Here is a 21,133-nt window from a genome sequence, read left to right as displayed (position 1 = left end):
TGATCCGGGGTAGGGCAGGGCGGCTTGGTTGCTTTGAAGGGGGGGCCTACAAAAAAGCTGCTCGCAGGTGTTCTGCGAGCAGCTTTTACTTTGCCGGTAGGGGCCGGCCCCGGTTCAGGCAGGGCGGTCGGTTAAGGGTTCGGCGCAGGGCTATGGTCTGTCGAAGCCGGCTTCCATGATGGCGCCATAGAACCAGTCGCCGGAGCCCACGTCGTTGAACTGGGGAAGGTCGGCTGTGTGGGCCTTGAGCCGGTCAAGGTCCGGGGTCCGGTTGAGCATCCGGTTGCTGATGGTGGCGACTTCTGCGCGGGTGATGGGCTGATTCGGTTTGAAGCTGCCGTCCGGGTAGCCGGAGAGCCAGCCCTTGGCGGCGACTTGGCAGATGGCTTGGTAGCTCCAATGGTTGGGGTCCAGGTCGCTAAAGGCGGGAGGTTGGTCGCCGGTCATGTCGGTAAAGCGGGCGGCGATGGCGGCAAATTCTCCCCGGCTGATGGCTTGGTTCGGTTTGAAGGTCCCGTCCGGGTATCCGGAGACGATGCCTTTTTGAACGGCATAGCCGACGGCATCGGCGTACCAGTCGCCGGCATGAAGGTCACTCAGGTCGGCCTTGTAGCTCTGGCCTTTTAGGGGCTGGTCTTTTAAAAGGCGGGTAAAGAGGCTGGCGACTTCGGCCCGGGTCATGCCCTTATTGGGGGCAAAGCTGCCATCCGGATAGCCGGTCAGATAGGAATAGTGACCAGTTTTGTTTAGGTCATGGTTGGATAATTTGGGGGCGGGTTTTGCCTCAGGCTTTGTTTCCGGCTTCGGCGTTGGCTTGGGCTCCGGTTTCGGGATGGTTTTTGACCGGTGGGAGGACTTGTTTTGGGCCGGTGCTTTTACCTTGACTGTGATATCGGTCTTAGTCTTGGCTGTCAGGGGATTGCCGTCCTTATCCTTGGCCCTTGCAATAAAGGGCTGACCCTGGTGGTCATTGACCGTAAGCTTAGCCGTTTCTGCCGGGGTGACGGTAACGCCGTAGTCGGCCAATTGATCTTTTGCGATGTCAACCGTGTTGGCGTTTTGATCGGTGAGTTGGATTTTAAGGCCGTCGTAGCTGGGCTGTTCACCTTCGGTGTAGGTCATCTTGGTCGGATCTTGGAGGATTTCGATCTTGGTGATGTTTTGTTTGTCGAAGACGGCACTGGTGGCGCTGGCCGTGTAGGTGAGGTCTTTGTCTGCTACGGCAACGGTCCACGGTTTTTCCACATCCCATGCGGGGTTCTTGTAGTCTTTTTCGGCTACAAGGGCCGGGAATTTTTCTTCTGCCAGTTTCTCGCCTTTCTTGACGGCGTAGGTTTTGCCGAAGAGGGATTTGTCTTCGGCTTCTTTTCCGTCAACGCCGGTGCCTTTGGCGACGGTGACTTTGTGGAAGTTGTTCGGCAAGGGGTTCTTATCGTTCGGATCGATTTCGTCTCCGCTCTTGATGAAGCTGGCGACGCGGACTTGCCCGTCGGCGACTTTATCTGCCGGGGCTTGATCCCAGTGCCAGAAGGTGTAGTCGTTGCCGCCGTTGGGTGTCGGCTGGGTGACTTTTGCCCACTCGGTGCCTTTCTTAACGAGGGCGGAGATAACTGCTTTGTTTGCTTCTTTGCCCAAGGTTAAGGTTCCTGACTTGTCCGGGCTGACTTTGAAGCCGACGACAACGTAGTCTTCCCGATTGATGGGTTTCTTGTTGTCGTCTTCTTTCGGAATGTTTTTGTCGTCTTTCTCTGCCGGCTTGGACGGGTCGGACGGTTCAAATGGGATGACCAGCTCCTTACTGTTTTCTTTGGTGACTGTCAGGTTATCGGTTTCTGCCGTCAGTTTGCCCTTGGTTAAAGTGACGGGATTGCCGTTATGATTAGCAAGAGTCATGGCTGTTCCGTTGGCCGGGGTGGCGGTGATGCCGTAGCCCCCCAGTTGATCAAAGGGCACATCTTGCTTGTTGCCGTTTTTGTCGGTTAAGGTGACAACTAGGTTACTCAGGTCGAGTTTACCCTTGTCGGCGCTGCCTTCGACGTAGTCAAGTTTCGGTTGGGTTTTGACAATCATGTCGGCGACCTTGTCTTTGTCGAAGGCTGAACTGACTGCTTTTGCTGTAAATGTTGTATTCACTGTTATTGCGACTGCACTTGGATCTGCTGTTGCCTTTGTGTCAGCATTTTTGTACCATCTTGCTTCTTTAAAGTTGTCTGCTGCTTCGGGGGTTGGGAATTTTTTTGAGTCCAGTTTGCTGTCTTTAAAGACGGCGTAGGATTTGCCATAAAGGATGTTGTCTTTGATGCTGCTTTCATCACGACTAACTTTGACTTCGAAGACGCCGTCGGAAAGTTTGGTTCCCGGGGTGATTTCTTGGCCGTTGGTGATGAATTGGGCGGTGTAGACGGATTTGTCTACGACGGCTTCGGTGCCTGCCGGGATGGCGGGGTTGTAGCCGTTGGCTTTGGTGGTTGCATCAGCGACCTTGATGGTCGGTGCGGTGACTTTATCCCAGGTGCTGCCTTTTTTAACCAGGGCGGAGATAACTTGTTCAGTCTTATCGCCCAGGGTCAGGCTGCCTTTGTCCTTGTCGGCATCGGCGATTGTGAAGGCGACAATGTCGTAGAGACTCTTATCGACGATTTTGCCGTCCTTGTCCTTGGTCGGAACCTTGCTGTCGTCCGGGTTAGTCGGATTGGCCAGATCGGCCGGGATGTAGGGGATCACGTCTTGATTGCTCAGTTCTATAAAGTTTGCCGTAATCGTCAGGCCCTCATTGACGGTAGCTTCATCGGCGGGAAGGTTGGTCCAGCCTTTGAATTGCATATTTGGATTGGCGTGGGTCGGGTCTTGTGGAACCGTGACACCGGCGGCCTTGGCAGCAGCCCAGCTGGTACCCAGCAAGACATCGAAGCTGGCTGGTTCCCCCTTCTTTTGCCCTACCAGGCTGCCTTCTCCAGTTGGGTCAAAGGTAATGCGGGCATAACCGTCCGGAATAGCGGCCAGGTTGCCATTTGCATCCGGCATCGGCTGAATGACGGTGGGCTTTGCAGCAACGGTGCAGGTAACATGGGGAGAACTTATGTAAGTCGTTCTAACGAGAATCGCTTGGTAGGCCGTAATGACCTGTCCTTTTTCAAAGGTTTTGCCTTTCGGCAGGATAACCCTGACGGTATGATCGTCCACTTCTTCTAAAGTTGCCGCTGATGTGGAGTTGCCCTTGTCTTTGATCCACTTACCGGTCAGATCGTCCGGTTTCGCTCTGAAACAGGTCTTATCCGGCAAGTCAACAATCAGGGCCGACGGCTTGCCATGAATGATGACTTCAACCTCCTTATCGCCATCAATAACGGGCTTAATTGCCGGTGATTCGTTTTGGGCGGGGTCGGCAGTTGTCCGGCTTGAAGGACTGCTGTCAGCCTCTTGAGGGGCCTCTGCAAGGGCAGCTGAAGGCAGCATGGCGATGAGCATGGCCAGGCTGAGGGCAATGGCCATCCATTTTTTGCTTTTTTGTCGCATGGGGGTCTCCTTCCTCTTACGGTCTAAACGATAATTTTTATTTATCTCACAAGCAATCTTCTCCTATGTTAGTTAAATAATACCAAAAAAAGCACCGATTTTAAGCTCCATAAACCAAATTTTTCAGGTTTATCGGTCTTAAAATCGGTGCGGGCGAATCGGCTTATGTGGGGGCGGGCCTGCTTTTCTGCTGCTTCCCCCCGGAGGCCTTACAAAGACAGACGCTCAGTCTTGGAAGTCTTTCTTAAAGGCCGGGTGGCGGACCACTTGTCCGGCGGCGATACCGGTGAAGAGGCCGCTGAGGGTCCCGGCGAAGATGAGGACGGGCAGGTAGGCCAGAACGGCCCAGGTGTGCATGAGCCAAGCGGCGCAGGCAAGCTGGCCGAGGTTGTGGAGGACGCCGCCAAGAGCGGAGGGAATCCACAGGGCATTGATGGAAAAGGCCCGCCGGAAAATGGCGATAACGCTCAGGGATAAAAGCCCACCGGCCAAGCTGTACAAGAGGGTAACGCCGGTGCCGGCAAAGATGGCGCCGAGCAAGATGCGGACGATGAGGACAAGGTAGGCGTCTTTGCGGCCCATCCAAAAGAGGGTAAAGAGAGATACAATATTGGCCAGGCCCATTTTAATGCCGGGAACGGCCGGCAGGATGGGCGGTATCTGGGCTTCTATGACGAAAATAATCAGGGCAATGGCGGTGAGCAGGGCCAGGGTAACCGTTCTTTTTACGCTCATGGGGCCTCCTACTTGGTCACAGCGTCCAGGTCGCTGTGGCCATCTGTGTCTGAATGGTCGTGGTCATGTTTGGCGACTGTTTCACCGTCTATTTTAATCAGCAGGCGGTGGGGCAGGCAGACGATGGGCGCGACGCCGTCTTTGATGGCGCCTTGATGGACGCAGACTTGATCCGGGCAATTGGCTTTGACGATGCGGATGGCGCCGTGGCTGACGCGAATGTCGTTGTAGGCGCCGTCGCCACAATCAACCCGAAAGGTGTAGGGCTTTTTAACCGCGTCAAGGTCAATGGTGCGGATGACTTTTTCATTTAAATAGATTTTGGCAATGTGGCCACCGCTGTGCTGTTGGCTAACCCAAAGGGCGGCGCCGCCGGACAGGGCCAAGATGACAAGGATCACCAGGGCCCATTTTTTGGTGTTTTTAGGCGCCATGGGCAATGACCTCCGGCGCCGGGCGATCTTTGGGGGTGTAGCGGTCTTGTAGGCCCGGGGTAATGGTGACATTATTATCCTTGTCAATGAGGAGCATTTCAAAGCGGTCGGCATTTTTTTGCCAAAAGGCAATGGCCTCATCACGGCCCATGATCATCAGGGCAGTGGCGAGGGCATCGGCGGTGGTGCCGTCTTGGCAGATGACGGTAGCGGAAGACAGGGTATTGTCTGCCGGGGCGCCGGTGGCCGGATCGATGATGTGGTGGTATTTTTTGCCGTCACGTTCAAAGAAACGCTGGTAGATACCGCTGGTGATAATGGCTTCATCGCTGCCACGGATAACGCCGACGTAATCTTCGACGTCTTGCGGGTTTTGCACCCCGACGGCAAAATCGCTGCCGTCAGGCTTGCTGCGATACAGCTGGGTATTGCCGCCCAGGGTTACCAGGCCGCCGGGAATGCCGTCTTCTTTAAAAATATCCATCAGGCGCTGGCTGGCGTAGCCTTTGGCAATGCCGCCAAAGTCCAGGCCCATATTTTTTTTGGCCAAGCTGACTTTACCGCTTTTTTCATCAAAATGAACGTCTTTGACCTCAGTCAAGGGCAAGAGCTCGGCAAGAGTCTCTTCTGAGGGAACATTATATTTTTGCGTGGTAAAGCCCCAGGCTTTGACCAAGGGATAGACGGCGATGTTGAAATGGCCATCGGTTTGGGCGTTGATTTCCATGGCACGTTTGAGCAGGTAGGCGTTGTCTTTAGAAAGGGTGGTGGTGCCGGTCCTGTTTAAGATGGCCAGCTCGCTTTGCTTTTGGTTGGTGGACATGAGGGCATCCAGCCGTTTGATTTCAGCAAAGGCATCTTCAATGGCCTTGCCGGCTTGGGCCTTATCGCGACCGTAAACGCGAAAGTGCATAACGGTATCCATGGCGTACATGTCCGCATCGGCCTGAACGGGGGCCTCAGAATAGCCGGAATCGCTGTATTCAATGGGCATGGCCTGGGGAGCGGCTTCCGAAGTGGGGGCCGGTTCTGAGCTACTGGTTGCTTCAGGTCCGGCGTTACAGGCCGGCAGGACCAGAAGGCTGAGGCAGAGTAGTGCGGTCACTTGTTTTTTCATAATTCCTCCGTTTATCTGTGTTGTTTTTAGATAAAAATTACCACGGACGCCGCCGCCTGTCAATATTTTTAGCTACAGGTAACCCATCTGTCAACTGTTGTCTGCTGCGGCTTTGCGACGGGCTTTATCCCGTTTAGCGGCGGGGACCATGAAGAGGGAAACGATGCCGCCTAGGAGCATCAAGCCGGCCATAATGCTGAAGACCAGGTGGAAGGCTGAAAGGGCGGCTTCTGCGTAGCCTTCTTTGCCGGGCAGGGCTTCGCCAACGCCACCGGTCTGATGAAAGAGCAGGTTGGCCTGGAAGGTAAAGATGACGGTTAAAATGTTGGTCGAAATGGCCTGGGAAAGCTGGTTAACCCAGTTGATAAAGGCGGAGGCATGGCTGACCTTATCCTGGGGCACGGCGGACATGCCCACATCGGAAATGGGCAGGCGGACAAAGGCAATGCCCACGTAGCGGATGGTCAGGATGGCCGACAGGATAATCAGCGACCGCTCCATGTCCACGGTATTCATCAGGGCATTACCGAGGGCGGCGACGCTAAAGCCGCAAACCACCAGGAGGGTGGTTGATGTCCGACCATAGAGGCGTTTGGCAAGGGCATTGGCGCCGGCCATGATGATGGACGGGGCAAACTGGACGGCCCCGGAGAAAAAGGGGGAATAGCCGCGCACGCTTTGCACGTAGACCGCCAGCACTGAGGCGGTAATGCCGATGACCGTGGATAAAATCATGGATAGAAGAACCGCCAGGGCAAAACTGGACAGCTTAAAGAGGCTGAAGTCCAGGGCCGGGTGGGGGTTGCGCCGGTTGTGCACAATAAAATAGGCCACCAGGGCGATGGCCCCGATAATCATGGCCCAAAACCGCCAATCGCTGATCCCCCAGCTTTCCAAAAAGGTGAAGGCCAAGAGGAGCATGCCGGTGGCAAGGGAAACCAGCAGGACGCCGCCGATTTCCAAGCGAACGCCGGCGGTCACCGATTCGCGAGGCAGGGCCTTACGGGCCTCCAGGTAAGCCGGAATGACCATAAGAGCCGGCATGACGAAAATCACCCGCCAGCTGGTCCATTGCATGATAAGGCCGGCAAAGGAGGGTCCAATGGCAAAGGCAATACTCTGGATGATGAGCACTGTGGCATAGCGACCGGCACGCTCGCCCTTGGGCAGGTAACGGTAGATGAGCGCCATGGTGGCACTCATAATCAGGCCGGAGAAAAAACCTTTTAGGATACGAAAACCGATAAGAACCCACAGGTTACCGGCGAAAGCACAGGCCAGGGATAGGATGCCGATGATGATGAGGCAATTTAAGAAAACCTTCCGGTAGCTGTAGCGTTCGCTCAAGGCGGTGACCAGGGGCATGGCACAGGCCAGGGTTAAAATATAGGCCAACATGACCCATTGGACTTGGTTTAGGTTGGCTTGAAAGGATTCCATGAGCACCGGCATGGCGATGTTAACCGAGCCGGCGTTCAGCATGGTGATGACGTTGGATAAGATAATGGCCGTCACCAGAGCACTTTTGCGCCGCGGTTCGGTGATGATTAAGTGGTCTGTCGTCACAGGGGGCCTCCTTTTTCTTCTATTTTTATATGTAATCTGCCGGACGGTCTGTCCGGCGCAGGCATGCAAAAAAGCCGGATGACCGGCTTTTACTGGTGGAGATGGTCTTGGTCCATCGGCTCTATGTGCACCATGATGTGCTTGATCTTAGGCAGGTTGGCTTCAATTTTATTGTGGGCCAGGGTGGCGATGTCATGCCCCTCTTCCACGGTCAAGGCACCGTCCACTTTAATGGTGACATCAGCGTAGGCGGAAGCGCCAAAGACGCGGGTCTTTAAGCTATTCACTTCTTCAATGCCGTCTATGTCGGCTAAGAGCTGCTGGATTCGGGCAACGGTTTCCGCATCGGTGGAGGAATCGACCAGGCCGCTGACGCTCTTGCGGTAAAGGTCAATAGCCACCTTAAGCACAAGGAGGGACACGAGAAGCCCGGTCACCGGGTCCAGCACCGGCAGGCCCAGGCGAGCGCCCAGGATGCCGACAAAAGCCCCTACCGAAGATAGGGCGTCTGTGCGATGGTGCCAGGCGTCCGCTTCCATGGCCACCGAGCCGATTTTTTTAGCCTTCCGTAGGGTCAGGCGGTACATGACCTCTTTAACGGCCAGGGAAAAAACCGCTGCCAGGAGCGGCGCCAAGCCCGGCACCTGGTAGCTGCCATGGGCAATGACCATCAGGGCATCGTAACCGATTTTCACAGCGGTAAGGCCCAGGAGAATGCTTAAGATATTGGCGAAAATCAGCTCATATTTTTCATGGCCGTAGGGGTGGTCGGCATCGGCAGACTTGGAAGCCATTTTAAGGCCTGCAATCACCGCCACCGTGCTGGCACAATCAGAATAAGAATGGGCCGCATCGGCGACCATGGCGCTGGACCGGCCCCATAGGCCGGCCGCCAATTTAACGCTGCCCAGGAGAAAGTTCAAGCCGAGCGTCCACAGGGAAAGGACGATGCCCTCTTTATAATTGCCCAGGCCTGCAGAATGTTTTTCTTCAATCATGGTTGACCCTCTGTTTCTCGGCGATCAGTCGCCGGTTTAATCGTTATTTTACCTGATGTCGCCTGGAAAGACAAGCAAGCGTCCAGCACAGCCGGCAGGCCCGGGGCACATAAAAAAGTTCCCGTCACCGGGAACTTTTGGGGTATACTGATGACTTTAGCGACCTTTAGCGAACGATGCAGCAGTCGGCGCTGTCGGCATCGTAGAAACCGCTCGGGGCATCGACCAGGTCAATCATGATGTTTTTCACCTGGCTGTATTGGTCCAGGATCATCTTGTGGGTTTCACGGCCGATGCCGCTTTCCTTGTAGCCGCCGAAGGGGGCGCCGGCGGGGATTTGGTTGTAGGTGTTGACCCAAATCCGACCGGTTTCAATCTCACGGGCAACTTTCAAGGCGGTGGTGATGTTTTGGGTGAAAACGCCGCCGCCTAAGCCGTAGGCGCTTTCATTGGCCATGCGGATAACATCGTCCGCATCCTTAAAGGGAATGACCACACCAACCGGCCCGAAGATTTCTTCCTGGGCCACGCGCATGTCGTTGGTGACGTTGACCAAGAGGGTCGGGGCCATAAAGGCGCCCTTGTCGTATTCGCCGCCGGTCAGACGTTCGCCGCCGCAGGCGACTTTGGCCCCTTCATCGGTGCCGATCTTGATGTACTTCAGGATTTTTTCCATTTGCCCGCCGTTGATTTGAGACCCCATGGCGGTGTCCGGATCCAGCGGGTTGCCAACTTTCAGACCCTTGAATTTTTCAACGGCTTTCTTGACAAACTCTTCGTAGATGCTTTCCTGGACAAAGATCCGGCTGCCGGCACAACAGACCTGCCCCTGGTTAAAGAGGATGCCCAGCTGGACACCGTCCAAGGCCTTGTCCATGTCCGCATCGTCAAAGATAATGTTGGCGCTCTTACCGCCCAGTTCCAAGGTGGCGGGGATCAGGCGTTTTGCAGCGGCTTCAGCAATGTCGCGCCCCACCTGGGTGGAGCCGGTGAAAGCCAGCTTGTCCAGGCCGGGGTGGTTTTTGACGTATTCGCCGGCGGTTGACCCTTTACCGGTGATGACGTTCAGGACGCCCTTGGGCAGGACATCGGCGATCAGCTCAGTGAAGACGAGCATGGACAGGCTGGTGGTGGAAGACGGTTTAAAGACCACCGTATCCCCGGCGGCAATGGCCGGTGCCAATTTCCAAGCGGCCATCAGGAAGGGGAAGTTCCAGGGCACAATCTGCCCGACGACGCCGATAGGTTCACGTAAAATAAGGGACAGGTAGCGGCCTTGCAGCACGCTGGCCTTACCTTCATCGGCAATGATGGCGCCGGCGAAATAGCGGAAATGCTCAGCGGCAAAGGGTACGTCAATGTTGGACGTTTCCCGGATCGGCTTACCGTTGTCCATGGTTTCAACGGTGGCGAGCAGGTCGGCATTGGCGTCAATGATGTCGGCAATTTTATTCAAAATAGCCGCCCGTTCAGTCGGCTGGCTGTGGCGCCAGCTGGCAAAGGCTGTGCGAGCCGCCTTGACCGCATCGTCCACGTCTTTTTCGGAGCCTTCAGCCAGGTTGGCCAAATGAGCGCCGGTGGCCGGGTTGGTGGTGGCAATGGTTTTGCCGCCTTCAGCGTCACGCCATTCGCCGTTGATAAAGAGTTGGTAGGTATCTTTTAAGGTCACGTTCATGACATTCTTCCTTTCTGCTCTAGGAATGATATCGTCAGGGAGATTGAGAATTACTTTGGAAATATGTTCATAGATTAATATACCCACAAGGGCCTATGATAAACGGAAAAGTAACCTTATCTGTTGTATCCTTATTTATGCCAAGGATAAGGCCTACTTTGGCCTCTTTGGGCGTCTTGTTAAGATGGCCGGTTCGTCAACCCTACAAAAAAGGTGTTGCCACGCTAAGAAGCGCGGCAACACCTTTTTATTGTCCCATTGAGGGGTCTCCTCCCCTCCTCTATTTAGCCTTCCAGATTGCGCACCTGGTCAAAGTAGTCCCGGGCGCGGTCAATGGCGGTGGCTGAGCCGATGACGCAGGTGACGGACCGGGCCATGGCATCGGCCAAGGCGGGGGCCATGGCTTTGAGGGCTTCCGGGCTGGCGGCAAGGGCTTCCGCCTGGGTGGCTTCAATGTCCTCATAGCTTTGGCCGCTGATGTGCAGGCGCAGGCTCAAAAGGCCCTTGCCGGCAGGCGTCCGCTGGGGGTTGAACTTATCCACCGTTCCAATGATGAAGGGGGCCAGGTCTTCCTGGCTCATCTCCAGCTTGGCCAGCCAATCGGGCAGGGCGGCGTAAACGTCCATGGTCTTTTCCAGGTTCGGGTCCCGGTAGGAGTAGAGGCTCATATAGCCCTTGCGGGAAAAGCGAATGCCCTGGCCGTAGGCGCCGCCTTTGGCCCGCACTTCATTGTAGAGGTATTCGTTGGTCAAGAGGTTGGTAAGGACTTCCCAACTGCCCTTGTAGGCGCCGGTCGCTTCACCCAGGCGGGCGGCCTGGGCAACATACTGGACGCCGGCGGCGCTTTTCAGCCCTTCGTTTTTAACGGTCGCCCGGGGCAGGAAGTCGGCGGGCGGAAGGTCCTTGTCCGGCAGGCGGTCGATGAAGGCCCGGACCGGACCGCGGGCGGCGGCAATGTCGGCGGCACTGCCGGTCAGGCCGATGAGGACGTCCCGCTTGTCAACCAAGCGGGCGTACAGGGCCTGCAGGCGAGCAACGAGGGCATCGCCTTCTTCATCAAACCGGTCATCCAAGTCCTGCAAGGCAAAGAGCAGGTCTAAGCCGGCGATGCGCTCAACGTAGGCGCTCTGGTCGGAAAGGTAGCTGACGGCGCGGGCGCTGGCCACCTGGTGGCCAACCCGCAGGAGACCGGCTTCTGTCCGCAGGCGGAGCATTTTGATGACTTCATGCAGCCGTGCCTTATCGTCCAAGCGGGTGGCGCACAGCTCTTCTTCAATCAGGTCCAGGGTATCGGCCAGGCTGGCGGTCCCCAAGAGGCGGGTGCTCACCACCAAGCGCGGATAACTTTTATCCGGGTCCTTAAAGTCGCTGTAAAAGGCGGGCGTTATGTTCAGGCCGCCACTTAAGAGGTACTCCCTGGTGGAGAGGTCTGCATAGCTGTAACGGGCGCTGTCCATACTGCCCAGCAAGGCGGTTAACAAGGCGTAGTCGGTCAGGTCATCGGCGGCGATGTGGTCTGTATGAAAGTAGAGGTTCAGGTATAAAATACCGGAGGTAAAAATGTCGTTGCTGATCAAGGTTCCCTGGGGCAACCGATCTTTTTCGGTCGGCACCCGGGGGATGCTTGCGTCAATGTCGTCCAAGCTAAGGACCGGCAGGGTGGCCCGTTCTTCCGGCGTATCCGCCCGGTTTTGGCGGGCGATGAGCCGGTGGGTTTCATCGACCAGGGCCTGTACTTCCGCTTCTGTTAGGGAAGCCTTATAGGCCGCCAATTCTTCAGCAACGGCAGCATCACGGCGGTCGGTTTTGCCGGCTTCAGGCCGGGCGGTGAGGATGACCTTGTGGGGGTTGTCCAAAATCCGGCTGCGGATTTCTTCGCCTAGGCGCCCGGCCTCAATATCTTCACGCAAGGCGGCCAAGGGCGCTTCATAGTGCAGGGCATCAAAGGGGGACCCGTCATAGAGCCAGCTTTCAAAGGCATTGATGTAGTAGACCACACCCCGGGTGCCGAAGCCCTGACATTCACGATAGGCAAATTCGATTTTATTGAGGGAGGCCAGGAGCAGGTCCTTGTCCGGCCCTTCTTCCGCAAGCTTGCGGAAGGCTTCTTCAACGACCTGAACAAAGTCGTCTTTGCGGGCCGCATCCGTATCTTTGGCGATGATCCCAAAGGGAATTTGTAGGCCATCTGATGAAAAAGACTGGACGTCTGCACCGATGCCCGCTTCCCGCAAGGCTTGACGGATCGGCCCGGCTTGGCTGTCAATTAGGGCGTCGGTTAAGAGGTCTGCCAGGAAAAGGTCCCGCAAAGAAGTCCGGCTGCCGAAAATAAGCGCATAGGCGAGTTGGTCTTTATTGACCTTGCTGTCCTCCGGCGCCGCTGAATAGGTGACCTCCAGTTCTTTAGCGGCGGCAAAGGGGGCCTGAACCGCCAGGGAGCTGTCCAGGTCCAGGGGCTCATAGTGAGAAAGGTAGTCTTCATGAATGAGCTTTAAGCGCCGGGCCAAGTCCACCTGGCCGTACAGGAAAATGTAGGCGTTGGACGGGTGGTAATAGCGGCGGTGAAAGTCGAGAAAGTCGTCATACGTTAGCGAGGGGATCTCGTACGGGTCGCCACCGCTTTCTTTCCCGTAAACGGTGTCCGGGTAGAGGGTAGTTAAGATGGCGTTTTGCACCTGCGCATCGGCCCCAGACAAGGCGCCGCGCATTTCATTGTAGACCACGCCCCGGTAGGTCAAGGGGTCATCGGCCTTTTCCAGGTGGTAGTGCCATCCCTCTTGCAGGAAAATTTCCTTGCTTTCATAGATGGCCGGGTTAAAGACCGCATCCAGGTAGACGTCCATCAAATGGGTGAAGTCTTTCTCATTCCGGCTGGAAACGGGATAGATGGTCTTATCGGAAAAGGTCATGGCGTTTAAAAAAGTGGCCAGAGAGCTTTTGACCAAGTCCATAAAGGGCTCCTTGGTCCGGTACTTGCGGCTGCCGTTTAAGACCGAGTGCTCCAGGATGTGCGCCACGCCGGTGGAGTTGTCCGAGGGCGTGCGAAAGCCGATGCCAAAGGTCTGGTTGTCGTCATCATTTAAGATGGCCAGGAGCCGAGCACCGCTTTGATGGGCCAGCAGCAGGCCTTGGCCGCCCAGTTCGGGCAGGGGCCGTTCTTCCACCAGGTGAAAGCCGTATTGTTCATATGCTTGTGTCAAAAAAAGACCTCCTTATAAACTGATAAAAACGGCAAGGCGGTCATCCTTGCCGTTGCTTTAAAAAGTGTTCTGTCTTACCTGTCGGCGATACAAACGGGGCTCAGCCCAACTAGCGGGTGCCGCCGCCACCGCCGCCACCGAAGGAGCCACCACCGCCACCGAACGAGGTGCCGCCACCGCCGCCCATGGAGGCGGTGGCCTCGGCAGCGGCATCGGCGATGGCCGCATTGCGGTAGGCTTGTCCCAGGCCGCTGGAGAACTGGTTCATCAACAGGACATCCGTGTAGCTGTAGTCCATTTGCCGCGCCAAGTCCGGATACAAGTCTTCCAGGGCCTTGGCCACCTCATCGGCAATGCCGAAAAGGCCGGCCCAAATGAGCAGGCTTTGCCAGAGGCCCACTTCATTGATTTCCCGTTCATCCAGGAGGGTGAAGTCTTCCAGGTAATTTTTAAACGAGATGATTTTATCGGTCAGCAGGGCCCCGCTTTCCGTCAAACCCAGGCGGGTAGACTTAAAGGGCCCCCGCCGGCTTTCATAGTTGGCGGCATACCCGTCTACCACCAGGGTTTTATGCGAATGGCGGTTCAGGCTGTCCACCCAGCCGTCGAGTTCACCAAAACGATCCCGGGACCAGCGGGCAAATTCGCGCGATTCTAAAACCCCGTCAGCGCCGGCAGCCTGACGCACCATCTGGTAAAAGCGCTCTTCCAGGGGGCGCATGGCCCGCGGACCCTCAAAATCATTGATCAGCACCATGGTGGTTTCTTCCCGTTTGCGGAGACGGCCCCGCTCCACCTGGTCGTGGCGCACCCGACCTTCTGCCAACCAGGTGAGCAGGTAGGCATTAAAAACCTCTTCAATGCCGCCCATTTTAAAGGGCGTCAAGAGGGCGATAATGTCTTCCAGGGGGCCTTCATAGGGAATGTCCCGCCAATACTTGTCTTTTGTTCGTTTTCGAACATCTGCCACATCAATGTGGAAGGGATTGCCTTCCCCCTTCCTGTTAGATCGTCTAAAGCGGGGAAAAACAAAGGCCACGAAAATCAAGGCCACCGGGATAAAGGTTAAAAAGAGGTCCAGCAAGTCATCCCGCGAAGCCCCCGAGGCCTCATCTGCATCACCGGCACCGTATGAAGACCCTTCTTTGGCTTGGTCTTCCTGGTCCGCCAGGCTCTGATCGGTCTTTAGAGCGGTTTGAAAAGGGGCCTCCGGAAATTGAAAAAGAAGGGTAATGTGGTTGTCAGAGGTCAAGGGCGTATCCGACTGGCCTTGCACGCTGCCGTCATCGGCAAAGTGAATGTTGCCGCCAAAGCCGAAGCCCCAGATTTTGGTGTTGTCTGCGGTCATCGGAAAGGGCGCCGACAGCCGCATAAGGGCTTTTTCAGGCGGCGTATTGGTGTCTGAATTGTAAAAGGTCCAGTACATGGACTGGCCGTCGGTCATCTGGCGAACCATGCCATGGACGGTGTAGTGTACCTCATAGGTATGGCTGCCATCGGCGCCCAGGCCCCAGCACAGTTCAACGCCATCGTCTTTCAGGACCATGCCGCTTTTTTGCGCCTTGTCCTCTCGGGAGGCCTCAACATCCCAATCGGTCCCTAAATCTTCAAAGCGCTGCCCGTCTTCGGCCACCCAAAAGTCGGAGATTTCCGCCCCCTGTAAATGGCCCAGGGCGATGAAGGCTTCCGTTCCTTCGTCAACGTTTAAGACGCGGCGTTCCGTGACTTGAGCGCTGCCGTCGGCTTGCAGGTCAACGGTTAAGGTCCAGTCGGACAATACATTGGCCTCTGCCGGCGCCGCCCCGGTCAAGGCAGCGGCAAAGGCCAGCAAGAGGGCCAAGAAAAGGGTCCCGACAATCCGAACCGGTTTGCTTAGGCATTCCATGACGGGGTCTCCGCTTTTTCCGGACTGCTTTCAAAATAACGCTCCTGGGTAAAATGAAAGAGGCCCGCAATGATGTTGCTCGGGACCTGCTGGATGGTGCGGTTATACTTGGTCACCGTATCGTTGTAGACCATCCGGGATTGGCGCACCTGTTGTTCATACTTGTCCACGGCGCCCATGGATTGCTGGTAAACCGTCGACGCCTTTAAATCCGGGTAGGCTTCCGCCACGGCGTTAATGTTTGCCATGGCCCGGCCAAAGAGGGTGTTGTCCTGCTCCACATCGGCCACAGAAGACTGGTCGGTTACGCGGCTGCGGGCCTCGGTAATGCTTTTAAAGGTGTCCGCTTCGTGGCCGGCGTATTGGCGCGTGGCCTCAATCAAACTTTTCAAGGCATCCCAGCGGCTTTCAATTTGAGCCGCAATCTGCCCCATGGCATTGCGCACAAATTCCCGTTCGCGCACCAACCGGTTGTAGACGCTAATGCCCCAAACCACCAAAAGAACGACGATGATGAGGACTACTGAAAGTGCTATCAATGCTGTTGCCATATGCATCCTCCTTAACTGACTTAGGCTTGTGTTATCCAATTGCCGTCGCTGGGTACATACCCATTCAGAAGCGGGTCAATGCCACTGCTTTCACGCTTCCTTCCGCTTGACGGCAAATTCTCTTATGCTATAATTATACCTTAGTTAATTTGGGCCTGTCCACCGGAAATCTGCTTCAACTGACCGGTGACAGCCGTCAAGCAACCAACCCCTTGCCTACGCTTAATGCCCCTGACATGCGGGCTATTTTTTTCCGCTAAATTTAAGCCATCGCAGCATTTGATATCTGCAACTCGTCCTCTCACCGTCCTACCGGGACCTTGGACCACTTAGAAAGGAGCGCCCACATGCGGACCTTTTCATTGACAAAAGACCAGAAATTATCTCTGGGCCTGGGGCTCTTAGGGGTATTCATCGCCTCATTGAACCAAACCATTTTATCGCCGGCCCTGCCCTCCATTATGCGGACCATGAACATTACCGCCAGCCAAGGCCAATGGTTCACCACCATCTTCCTCTTGACCAACGGCATTATGATCCCCGTGACGGCCTACCTAACCGCCCGCTTTCCTTTTCGCCACTTGTACTTAACGGCCATGACCATCTTCACCGCCGGCACCTTATTGGCCGGCTTGAGCACGGTTTTTTGGCAATTGCTGCTGGCCCGGGTCCTGCAAGGGATGGCTTTCGGGATTTTACTGCCCTTGATTATTAATTTGGTCATGAGCATTTTCCCCACCCACAAACGGGGCGTGGCCATGGGCTATGTGGGCATTATTTTCAGCGCCGCCCCGGCCGTTGGCCCACCCTTGGCCGGGGTGATCATTGACAATTACGGCTGGAACACGGTATTCCTGGTTTTGGTGCCGCTTTTAGCGGCGGATATTCTGCTGGCCTTTTTCATGATGCCCAAGTCCGGCAAGACGGCACGGCCCGTCTTAGACCTGCCCTCGGTTTTCCTGTCTGCCTTAGGCTTTGGGACCCTCCTCTACGCCTTTTCCGTATCCGGGACCCGCGGCTGGTTGAGCCCTGTGGTCATCGGCGGCACGGCCTTCGGGCTGGTCATGACCGGCATCTTTCTCCGCCGCCAGGGACAGATTGACCACCCGCTCTTACGGGTGGATGTCTTCTGCCAACGCCAATTCAGCGTCGGCACCCTCTTGAGCATGCTGGTCAACGCCGGCCTGATCGCCGGCACCATTGCCACGCCGATTTACCTGCAACAGGTGGTCGGCTACTCCGCCTTTAAGGCCTCTCTGGTCATGCTGCCGGCCTTCATCTTTTCCATTGCCGCCTCGCCCGCCATCGGCGCCTTTTTCGATCGCCGGGGATTGCGTGGCCTGGCCATCACCGGCTTTGTCATCCAACTGATTGCCACCCTACTCTTTCTCTCCTTCCAAGCCGATTCGCCATTTTGGTATTTGTCCACCCTGTATACCGCACGCGTCATCGGCATGACCCTGGTCATGAGTCCCTTGAACACCTGGAGCTTAAACGCCCTGCCCCAACAATTGATCAGCCACGGCAATGCCTTTTCCGCCACCCTCCGCCAAGTGGCCGCCTCCTTGGGCACAGCCGTCATCATCAGCATTATGACCATCACCACCATGACCAACGCCAACCTGGGCACCACCCTGGCCACCCTGAAAGGCTTTCACATGGCCTTCCTAGCCAACGCCGTCCTCATCGCCATATCCTTAATCATCGTCCTCACCCAAGTCAAAAAATCAGACTGCATCCGTTAGGGGTAAAGCGCTAAGGCGCTCCACAGGCAAGCAAGGAAAGCGTCCCACCACTAACGATAAACAGAATACAAGCTCAAGCGTTTTAGGAGCACTTAAACATCCTAAAACAGGCAAAACCCGTTGCGACTGGCGTCCCATCGCAACAGGTTTTGTCATATAGCGGGGCCACAAGGGGCAAGCCGATTTTGCGCATGAAAAAAAGCCGCTTGTAAGCGGCTTTTGATACGGGGGCACAAGGATTTGAACCCTGGACCTGCGGTTTTGGAGACCGTTATTCTACCAGCTGAACTATACCCCCAAACTGTCAAGGAAAGTCCTCGAACAGAAAAACTCCCCGAGCTGGGCTCGAACCAGCAACCCTTCGGTTAACAGCCGAATGCTCTACCATTGAGCTATCGAGGAATGGGCGTCACATGACGCTCATTTATAATATCACGCCCTTCAGGCAAAGTCAAGAAAAAAGGGCCGGAATGCCCCCAGAATCCGCTCCACTGGATGCGGGTCGACGGCAAATCATTCTATGTAGTGGTCGTTTTGGCGTTTGTCAGCAACCGACGCCAATTTTTCATCCATATGGTTGTCCTTGTCCCGGCGCTCGTCAATTTTAATCACCATATAAACGCGGGGCACACCTTTATCAAACACCGTTTCACGCATGGCCTTAATGGCGGCCAAAATATCATCCATCGGACCTTCTAAAACAGTCCCCATGGGGTTCAAACGATATTCCAGGGAAGGAAAATCTACCAGCGCATCCAAGGCACCGGCGACATATTTACTACAACTCGAACTCTCTCCGCCAATAGGTATTAAGGTCAGCTCTGCAATGGTCATAAGGATCTCCTTTCTAAGCACAAACATATCTATAAAAATTTTAGGTCTTATCCCGGGGCCTGTCAAGAGAAGCAGCTATCCAGAGCAATAGGTAAGGCTTTGATATCATCTCCACCTTTTCCCCTGCCCCACACCGTACGTGAGACTTTCACCTCATACGGCGCTCCATCGCAATTACTTCAGTTGATTCATATCCTTTATTAATCCTACTTGATTTGTTTCATTAACCGTAGCTAGTTGGATAGGCTCCAACTTGGTCGTTTTTCTTAGTTTATTAAGCTTTTTGAGTTGTTTACCATCTAGCCGCAATTGGCTAGACAAGTAAGATATGGTGTCAGGGTTTGTGGCATGTACCAGCTTGTGGGCCGGTGTCGTAAGCAGGATTAGATTTTGGTAGTTATCCTTGCCACCTAGCTTCCTAGGTAGCTTGTGGTGGCAGTGTATGTCACCGGGTACCAATTCTTGACCTGTTAATCCACATTTGCCATGTTGCCCGGCATACAAGGATATTCGATTATCATTGTATTCTAGGCTGGCATTTCTAACCGGATGGGTCATTAGATAGTGCATGACTTCATCGCTTCCTGACTTGGGAATTTTCTTTTGCAAGAGGCCCCTGCCTTCCGGTGTGTATTGACAGGCTCCAGCTTTTTGTGCCATTGGATTACGGGACTTGTAAAACCCTATGGGTATTACCGGTTTACCGTTTATCCACCTTACCTGTTTAGATTTACCATATCGCTCTTTAAGCTTAATGTTGTCTATTTGTCCCTCTTTCTTGAGGGCTTTACCAAACCGATTTTTAAACTTAATGCTAGTTGTCCTCTGTATTTCAGCAAGGTCTTTGGTCACATTATTGGCAATGCCATAGTAGTTTTGGATCCCCATAACCATGGAATTGTATAGGTCTATTTCAAGGGCCTGCACTTTTCCGCTTTTTGGCTTCTGGATATTCTTTAGCTGTTTTGACAATTGCTTTCTCGTATTGGCTTTAGTCTTGTCACTCATTCGGGCATTGACTACCCATTTATGCGACTTAGGCTGGAGCTTTAACTTGAAACCAAGAAATTCGCTGTAGTTCTTCTTGAGGTTGACAATTTTTGTCTTTTCAGGCGAGATTTGTAGCTTTAACCGGTGGCTGAGCCATTGGGTTATAGCGTGCTTCAAGAGGACAGCTTCTTTGCGTGTTTTGCAGAAGATTTTGAAATCATCTGCATAGCGGACAAAGTAAAATTCCTTGAGCTTTGTTTTACGCATTGCCGTATATTCGCTACCTAGGTTTCTGTTGCCGTTCTTATTGTATTGCGGCTTTGGTGGCTTATTTAGTTGCCGGTGAAAATCCTTCCACTGACTAGATAGCCACCAGTCCAATTCATTTAGAACCACATTTGCCAATAAGGGAGATAGGATACCGCCTTGGGGTGTTCCCTTGGTAGGGTATTCTATTTGCCCACTTGGCAATACAATAGGCGCTTTTAGCATTTGTTTAATAATTTGCAAGAGTTTCGTATCCCGGATACCTAGTGTCCAAAGTTGACGCATAAGCTTTCTATGATTGACTTCATCAAAGAAAGACTTAATGTCAAAGTCAATGGCATAAGTGCAGTGACTTCTCTGCATCAGTCGGTAGCACTCATTTATGGCGTGCTCTGCACTCTTGTTAGGTCTGAAGCCATAAGAGTACGGACTGAACTTAGCTTCCATGATAGGCTCCAGTATTTGTAGAATGGCTTGCTGGGCAAGTCTATCTTCAATACAGGGAATACCTAGAGGGCGCTTCTTGCCATTGGGCTTGGGGATTTCTACTCGTCTTACTTTCTTCGGTTGGAGCCATGAGAGCTTGCTTATCATTAGGTTGAGGTAGTCCTCATCTGATAATCTTGCAATGTCCTCAATGGTTTTTCCGTCCGTTCCCGGTGTATGACTGCCCTTGTTGCTTTTAATGGTTCTATAGGTCAGTTTCAGGTTGTTAGGGGAGACAATTAGCGACCAAAGGTCACCAAAGATTTCTCCGGCCTTACTTCTGGCATATAGGTCATCTTGCAATTCTTGCATGTCGTAATACCGGGCTTTTGTGGCTTTGTGGTTTGGTTTTTGATTTATCAAGTTAATTTCCACTTATACATCACCACCTTATCTGTGATGACAATTTCTATTGTCATACTCGACTTAGTGGATTCATAAAGGATTGATTTACTTCAGTAACTGTGACTTGAGGCTATTCCTCCGTGTCCATTGCAGACATTTCATCGGTCATGCCTCTACTCTCAATCGGACAAAAGCAAGTTATTCCCGGGAGGGGTGTTCCTTGCTGCCGGCCTGCTGTAACACGTTAATGGCCGTTCCAACCTTTCCACGTTCCAATAACTCTATCTGTACATATAGCCTTAGGTGCTTCCTATAAGCCTGCTACCTGGATGCCGCCTGTAACGACATAAAGCATTTCATGGCGTTCATTCTTACTTTACTTCAGTAGCAACACATCCGTGTTCGGTGCATTTCTGCATCTTGCAAATCTAGACCCGTACATTCGGAAGTTCGTCAGTGCCTGTGGCACATTCTCGCCATAGCTATTTTATAGACCCCCGGCATATAACTAGCACCGTCCACCTCTGGACAGCTTTCCACAGCTTGGCCTGTTTGGGCTACTCTCTGCCGTCTTCACCGAGCTTCTAACCCCTGAATGGTTACACATTCTGACGCTAGCCGGAGTATTAGGGAAGGCGTTTCAGGGCGTTACCCCTTCGTTCCACCTTTTGAGTTATTAGTTGTTCTCTTAATTAAGAGTCAGTCTTTTACCCTACTAATCGGACTGCTTACGCAGGTTATCTCTATTTCTAGGATAGCTTAATGGTTATAGACCAACGTGTCGCACGA

The 21,133-nt window shown here is 54.0% G+C and carries 13 protein-coding genes and 2 tRNA genes; 1 reads left to right on the top strand and 14 read right to left on the bottom strand.

Going from position 1 to position 21,133, the window contains the following annotated elements:
- Window positions 1–150: 150 nt before the first annotated feature.
- The 10 genes from BLQ16_RS03095 to BLQ16_RS03050 form a co-directional block, all read right to left on the bottom strand.
- Window positions 151–3,516, bottom strand: a complete 3,366-nt coding sequence (locus tag BLQ16_RS03095; RefSeq protein ID WP_091791292.1) for an S-layer homology domain-containing protein — start codon at window positions 3,514–3,516, stop codon at window positions 151–153.
- Window positions 3,517–3,741: 225 nt separating this feature from the next.
- The gene (locus BLQ16_RS03090) at window positions 3,742–4,251 is read right to left on the bottom strand and encodes a Gx transporter family protein (RefSeq protein ID WP_091791291.1); all 510 of its coding nucleotides are present in this window, start codon (window positions 4,249–4,251) and stop codon (window positions 3,742–3,744) included.
- Between the two features lie 8 nt (window positions 4,252–4,259).
- Window positions 4,260–4,685 carry a NusG domain II-containing protein gene (locus BLQ16_RS03085; RefSeq protein WP_159427963.1) on the bottom strand — a complete coding sequence of 142 codons (426 nt, stop codon included), beginning with the start codon at window positions 4,683–4,685 and terminating at the stop codon, window positions 4,260–4,262.
- The gene (locus BLQ16_RS03080; protein WP_091791289.1) at window positions 4,675–5,802 is read right to left on the bottom strand and encodes an FAD:protein FMN transferase; all 1,128 of its coding nucleotides are present in this window, start codon (window positions 5,800–5,802) and stop codon (window positions 4,675–4,677) included. The genes BLQ16_RS03085 and BLQ16_RS03080 overlap by 11 nt, the downstream gene beginning before the upstream one ends.
- Window positions 5,803–5,892: 90 nt before the next feature.
- Window positions 5,893–7,368, bottom strand: coding sequence for an MFS transporter (locus tag BLQ16_RS03075; RefSeq protein WP_091791288.1), 1,476 nt, complete (start codon window positions 7,366–7,368; stop codon window positions 5,893–5,895).
- Window positions 7,369–7,457: 89 nt separating this feature from the next.
- A complete protein-coding gene (locus BLQ16_RS03070; protein WP_091791287.1) occupies window positions 7,458–8,366 on the bottom strand; it encodes a cation diffusion facilitator family transporter in 909 nt (302 codons plus the stop codon).
- 166 nt (window positions 8,367–8,532) lie between these two features.
- Entirely contained in the window at window positions 8,533–10,041 is a 1,509-nt protein-coding gene (locus BLQ16_RS03065) for an aldehyde dehydrogenase family protein (protein WP_091791286.1), read from the bottom strand.
- Between the two features lie 284 nt (window positions 10,042–10,325).
- Complete coding sequence (locus BLQ16_RS03060; protein ID WP_091791285.1) at window positions 10,326–13,241, bottom strand: insulinase family protein; 2,916 nt, start codon at window positions 13,239–13,241, stop codon at window positions 10,326–10,328.
- 109 nt (window positions 13,242–13,350) lie between these two features.
- The gene (locus tag BLQ16_RS03055) at window positions 13,351–15,126 is read right to left on the bottom strand and encodes a DUF2207 family protein (protein ID WP_091791284.1); all 1,776 of its coding nucleotides are present in this window, start codon (window positions 15,124–15,126) and stop codon (window positions 13,351–13,353) included.
- Window positions 15,114–15,677 (bottom strand): LemA family protein, encoded by a 564-nt coding sequence (locus BLQ16_RS03050; protein WP_091791283.1) that lies wholly within the window; start codon window positions 15,675–15,677, stop codon window positions 15,114–15,116. Before BLQ16_RS03050 ends, BLQ16_RS03055 begins: the two co-directional genes overlap by 13 nt.
- A gap of 347 nt (window positions 15,678–16,024) precedes the next feature.
- On the opposite strand from BLQ16_RS03050, the gene BLQ16_RS03045 reads away from it, so the two are divergent.
- Window positions 16,025–17,422 carry an MDR family MFS transporter gene (locus tag BLQ16_RS03045; protein ID WP_091791282.1) on the top strand — a complete coding sequence of 466 codons (1,398 nt, stop codon included), beginning with the start codon at window positions 16,025–16,027 and terminating at the stop codon, window positions 17,420–17,422.
- 225 nt (window positions 17,423–17,647) lie between these two features.
- Here the strand turns inward: BLQ16_RS03045 and BLQ16_RS03040 are convergent.
- From BLQ16_RS03040 to ltrA, 4 genes are all read right to left on the bottom strand, one after another.
- Window positions 17,648–17,720: transfer RNA gene (locus BLQ16_RS03040), tRNA-Trp, on the bottom strand.
- 32 nt (window positions 17,721–17,752) lie between these two features.
- Window positions 17,753–17,824, bottom strand: a tRNA-Asn gene (locus tag BLQ16_RS03035).
- A gap of 111 nt (window positions 17,825–17,935) precedes the next feature.
- Complete coding sequence (locus tag BLQ16_RS03030) at window positions 17,936–18,256, bottom strand: MTH1187 family thiamine-binding protein (RefSeq protein ID WP_091791281.1); 321 nt, start codon at window positions 18,254–18,256, stop codon at window positions 17,936–17,938.
- Window positions 18,257–18,430: 174 nt separating this feature from the next.
- A complete protein-coding gene (gene ltrA / locus BLQ16_RS03025) occupies window positions 18,431–20,362 on the bottom strand; it encodes a group II intron reverse transcriptase/maturase (protein ID WP_423230815.1) in 1,932 nt (643 codons plus the stop codon).
- Window positions 20,363–21,133: the final 771 nt, after the last annotated feature.

Source organism: Peptococcus niger (assembly GCF_900101835.1).
Classification (GTDB): domain Bacteria; phylum Bacillota; class Peptococcia; order Peptococcales; family Peptococcaceae; genus Peptococcus; species Peptococcus niger.
Note: the sequence above shows the minus strand (reverse complement) of the source record. Positions and strands in the feature narration are given on the sequence as shown.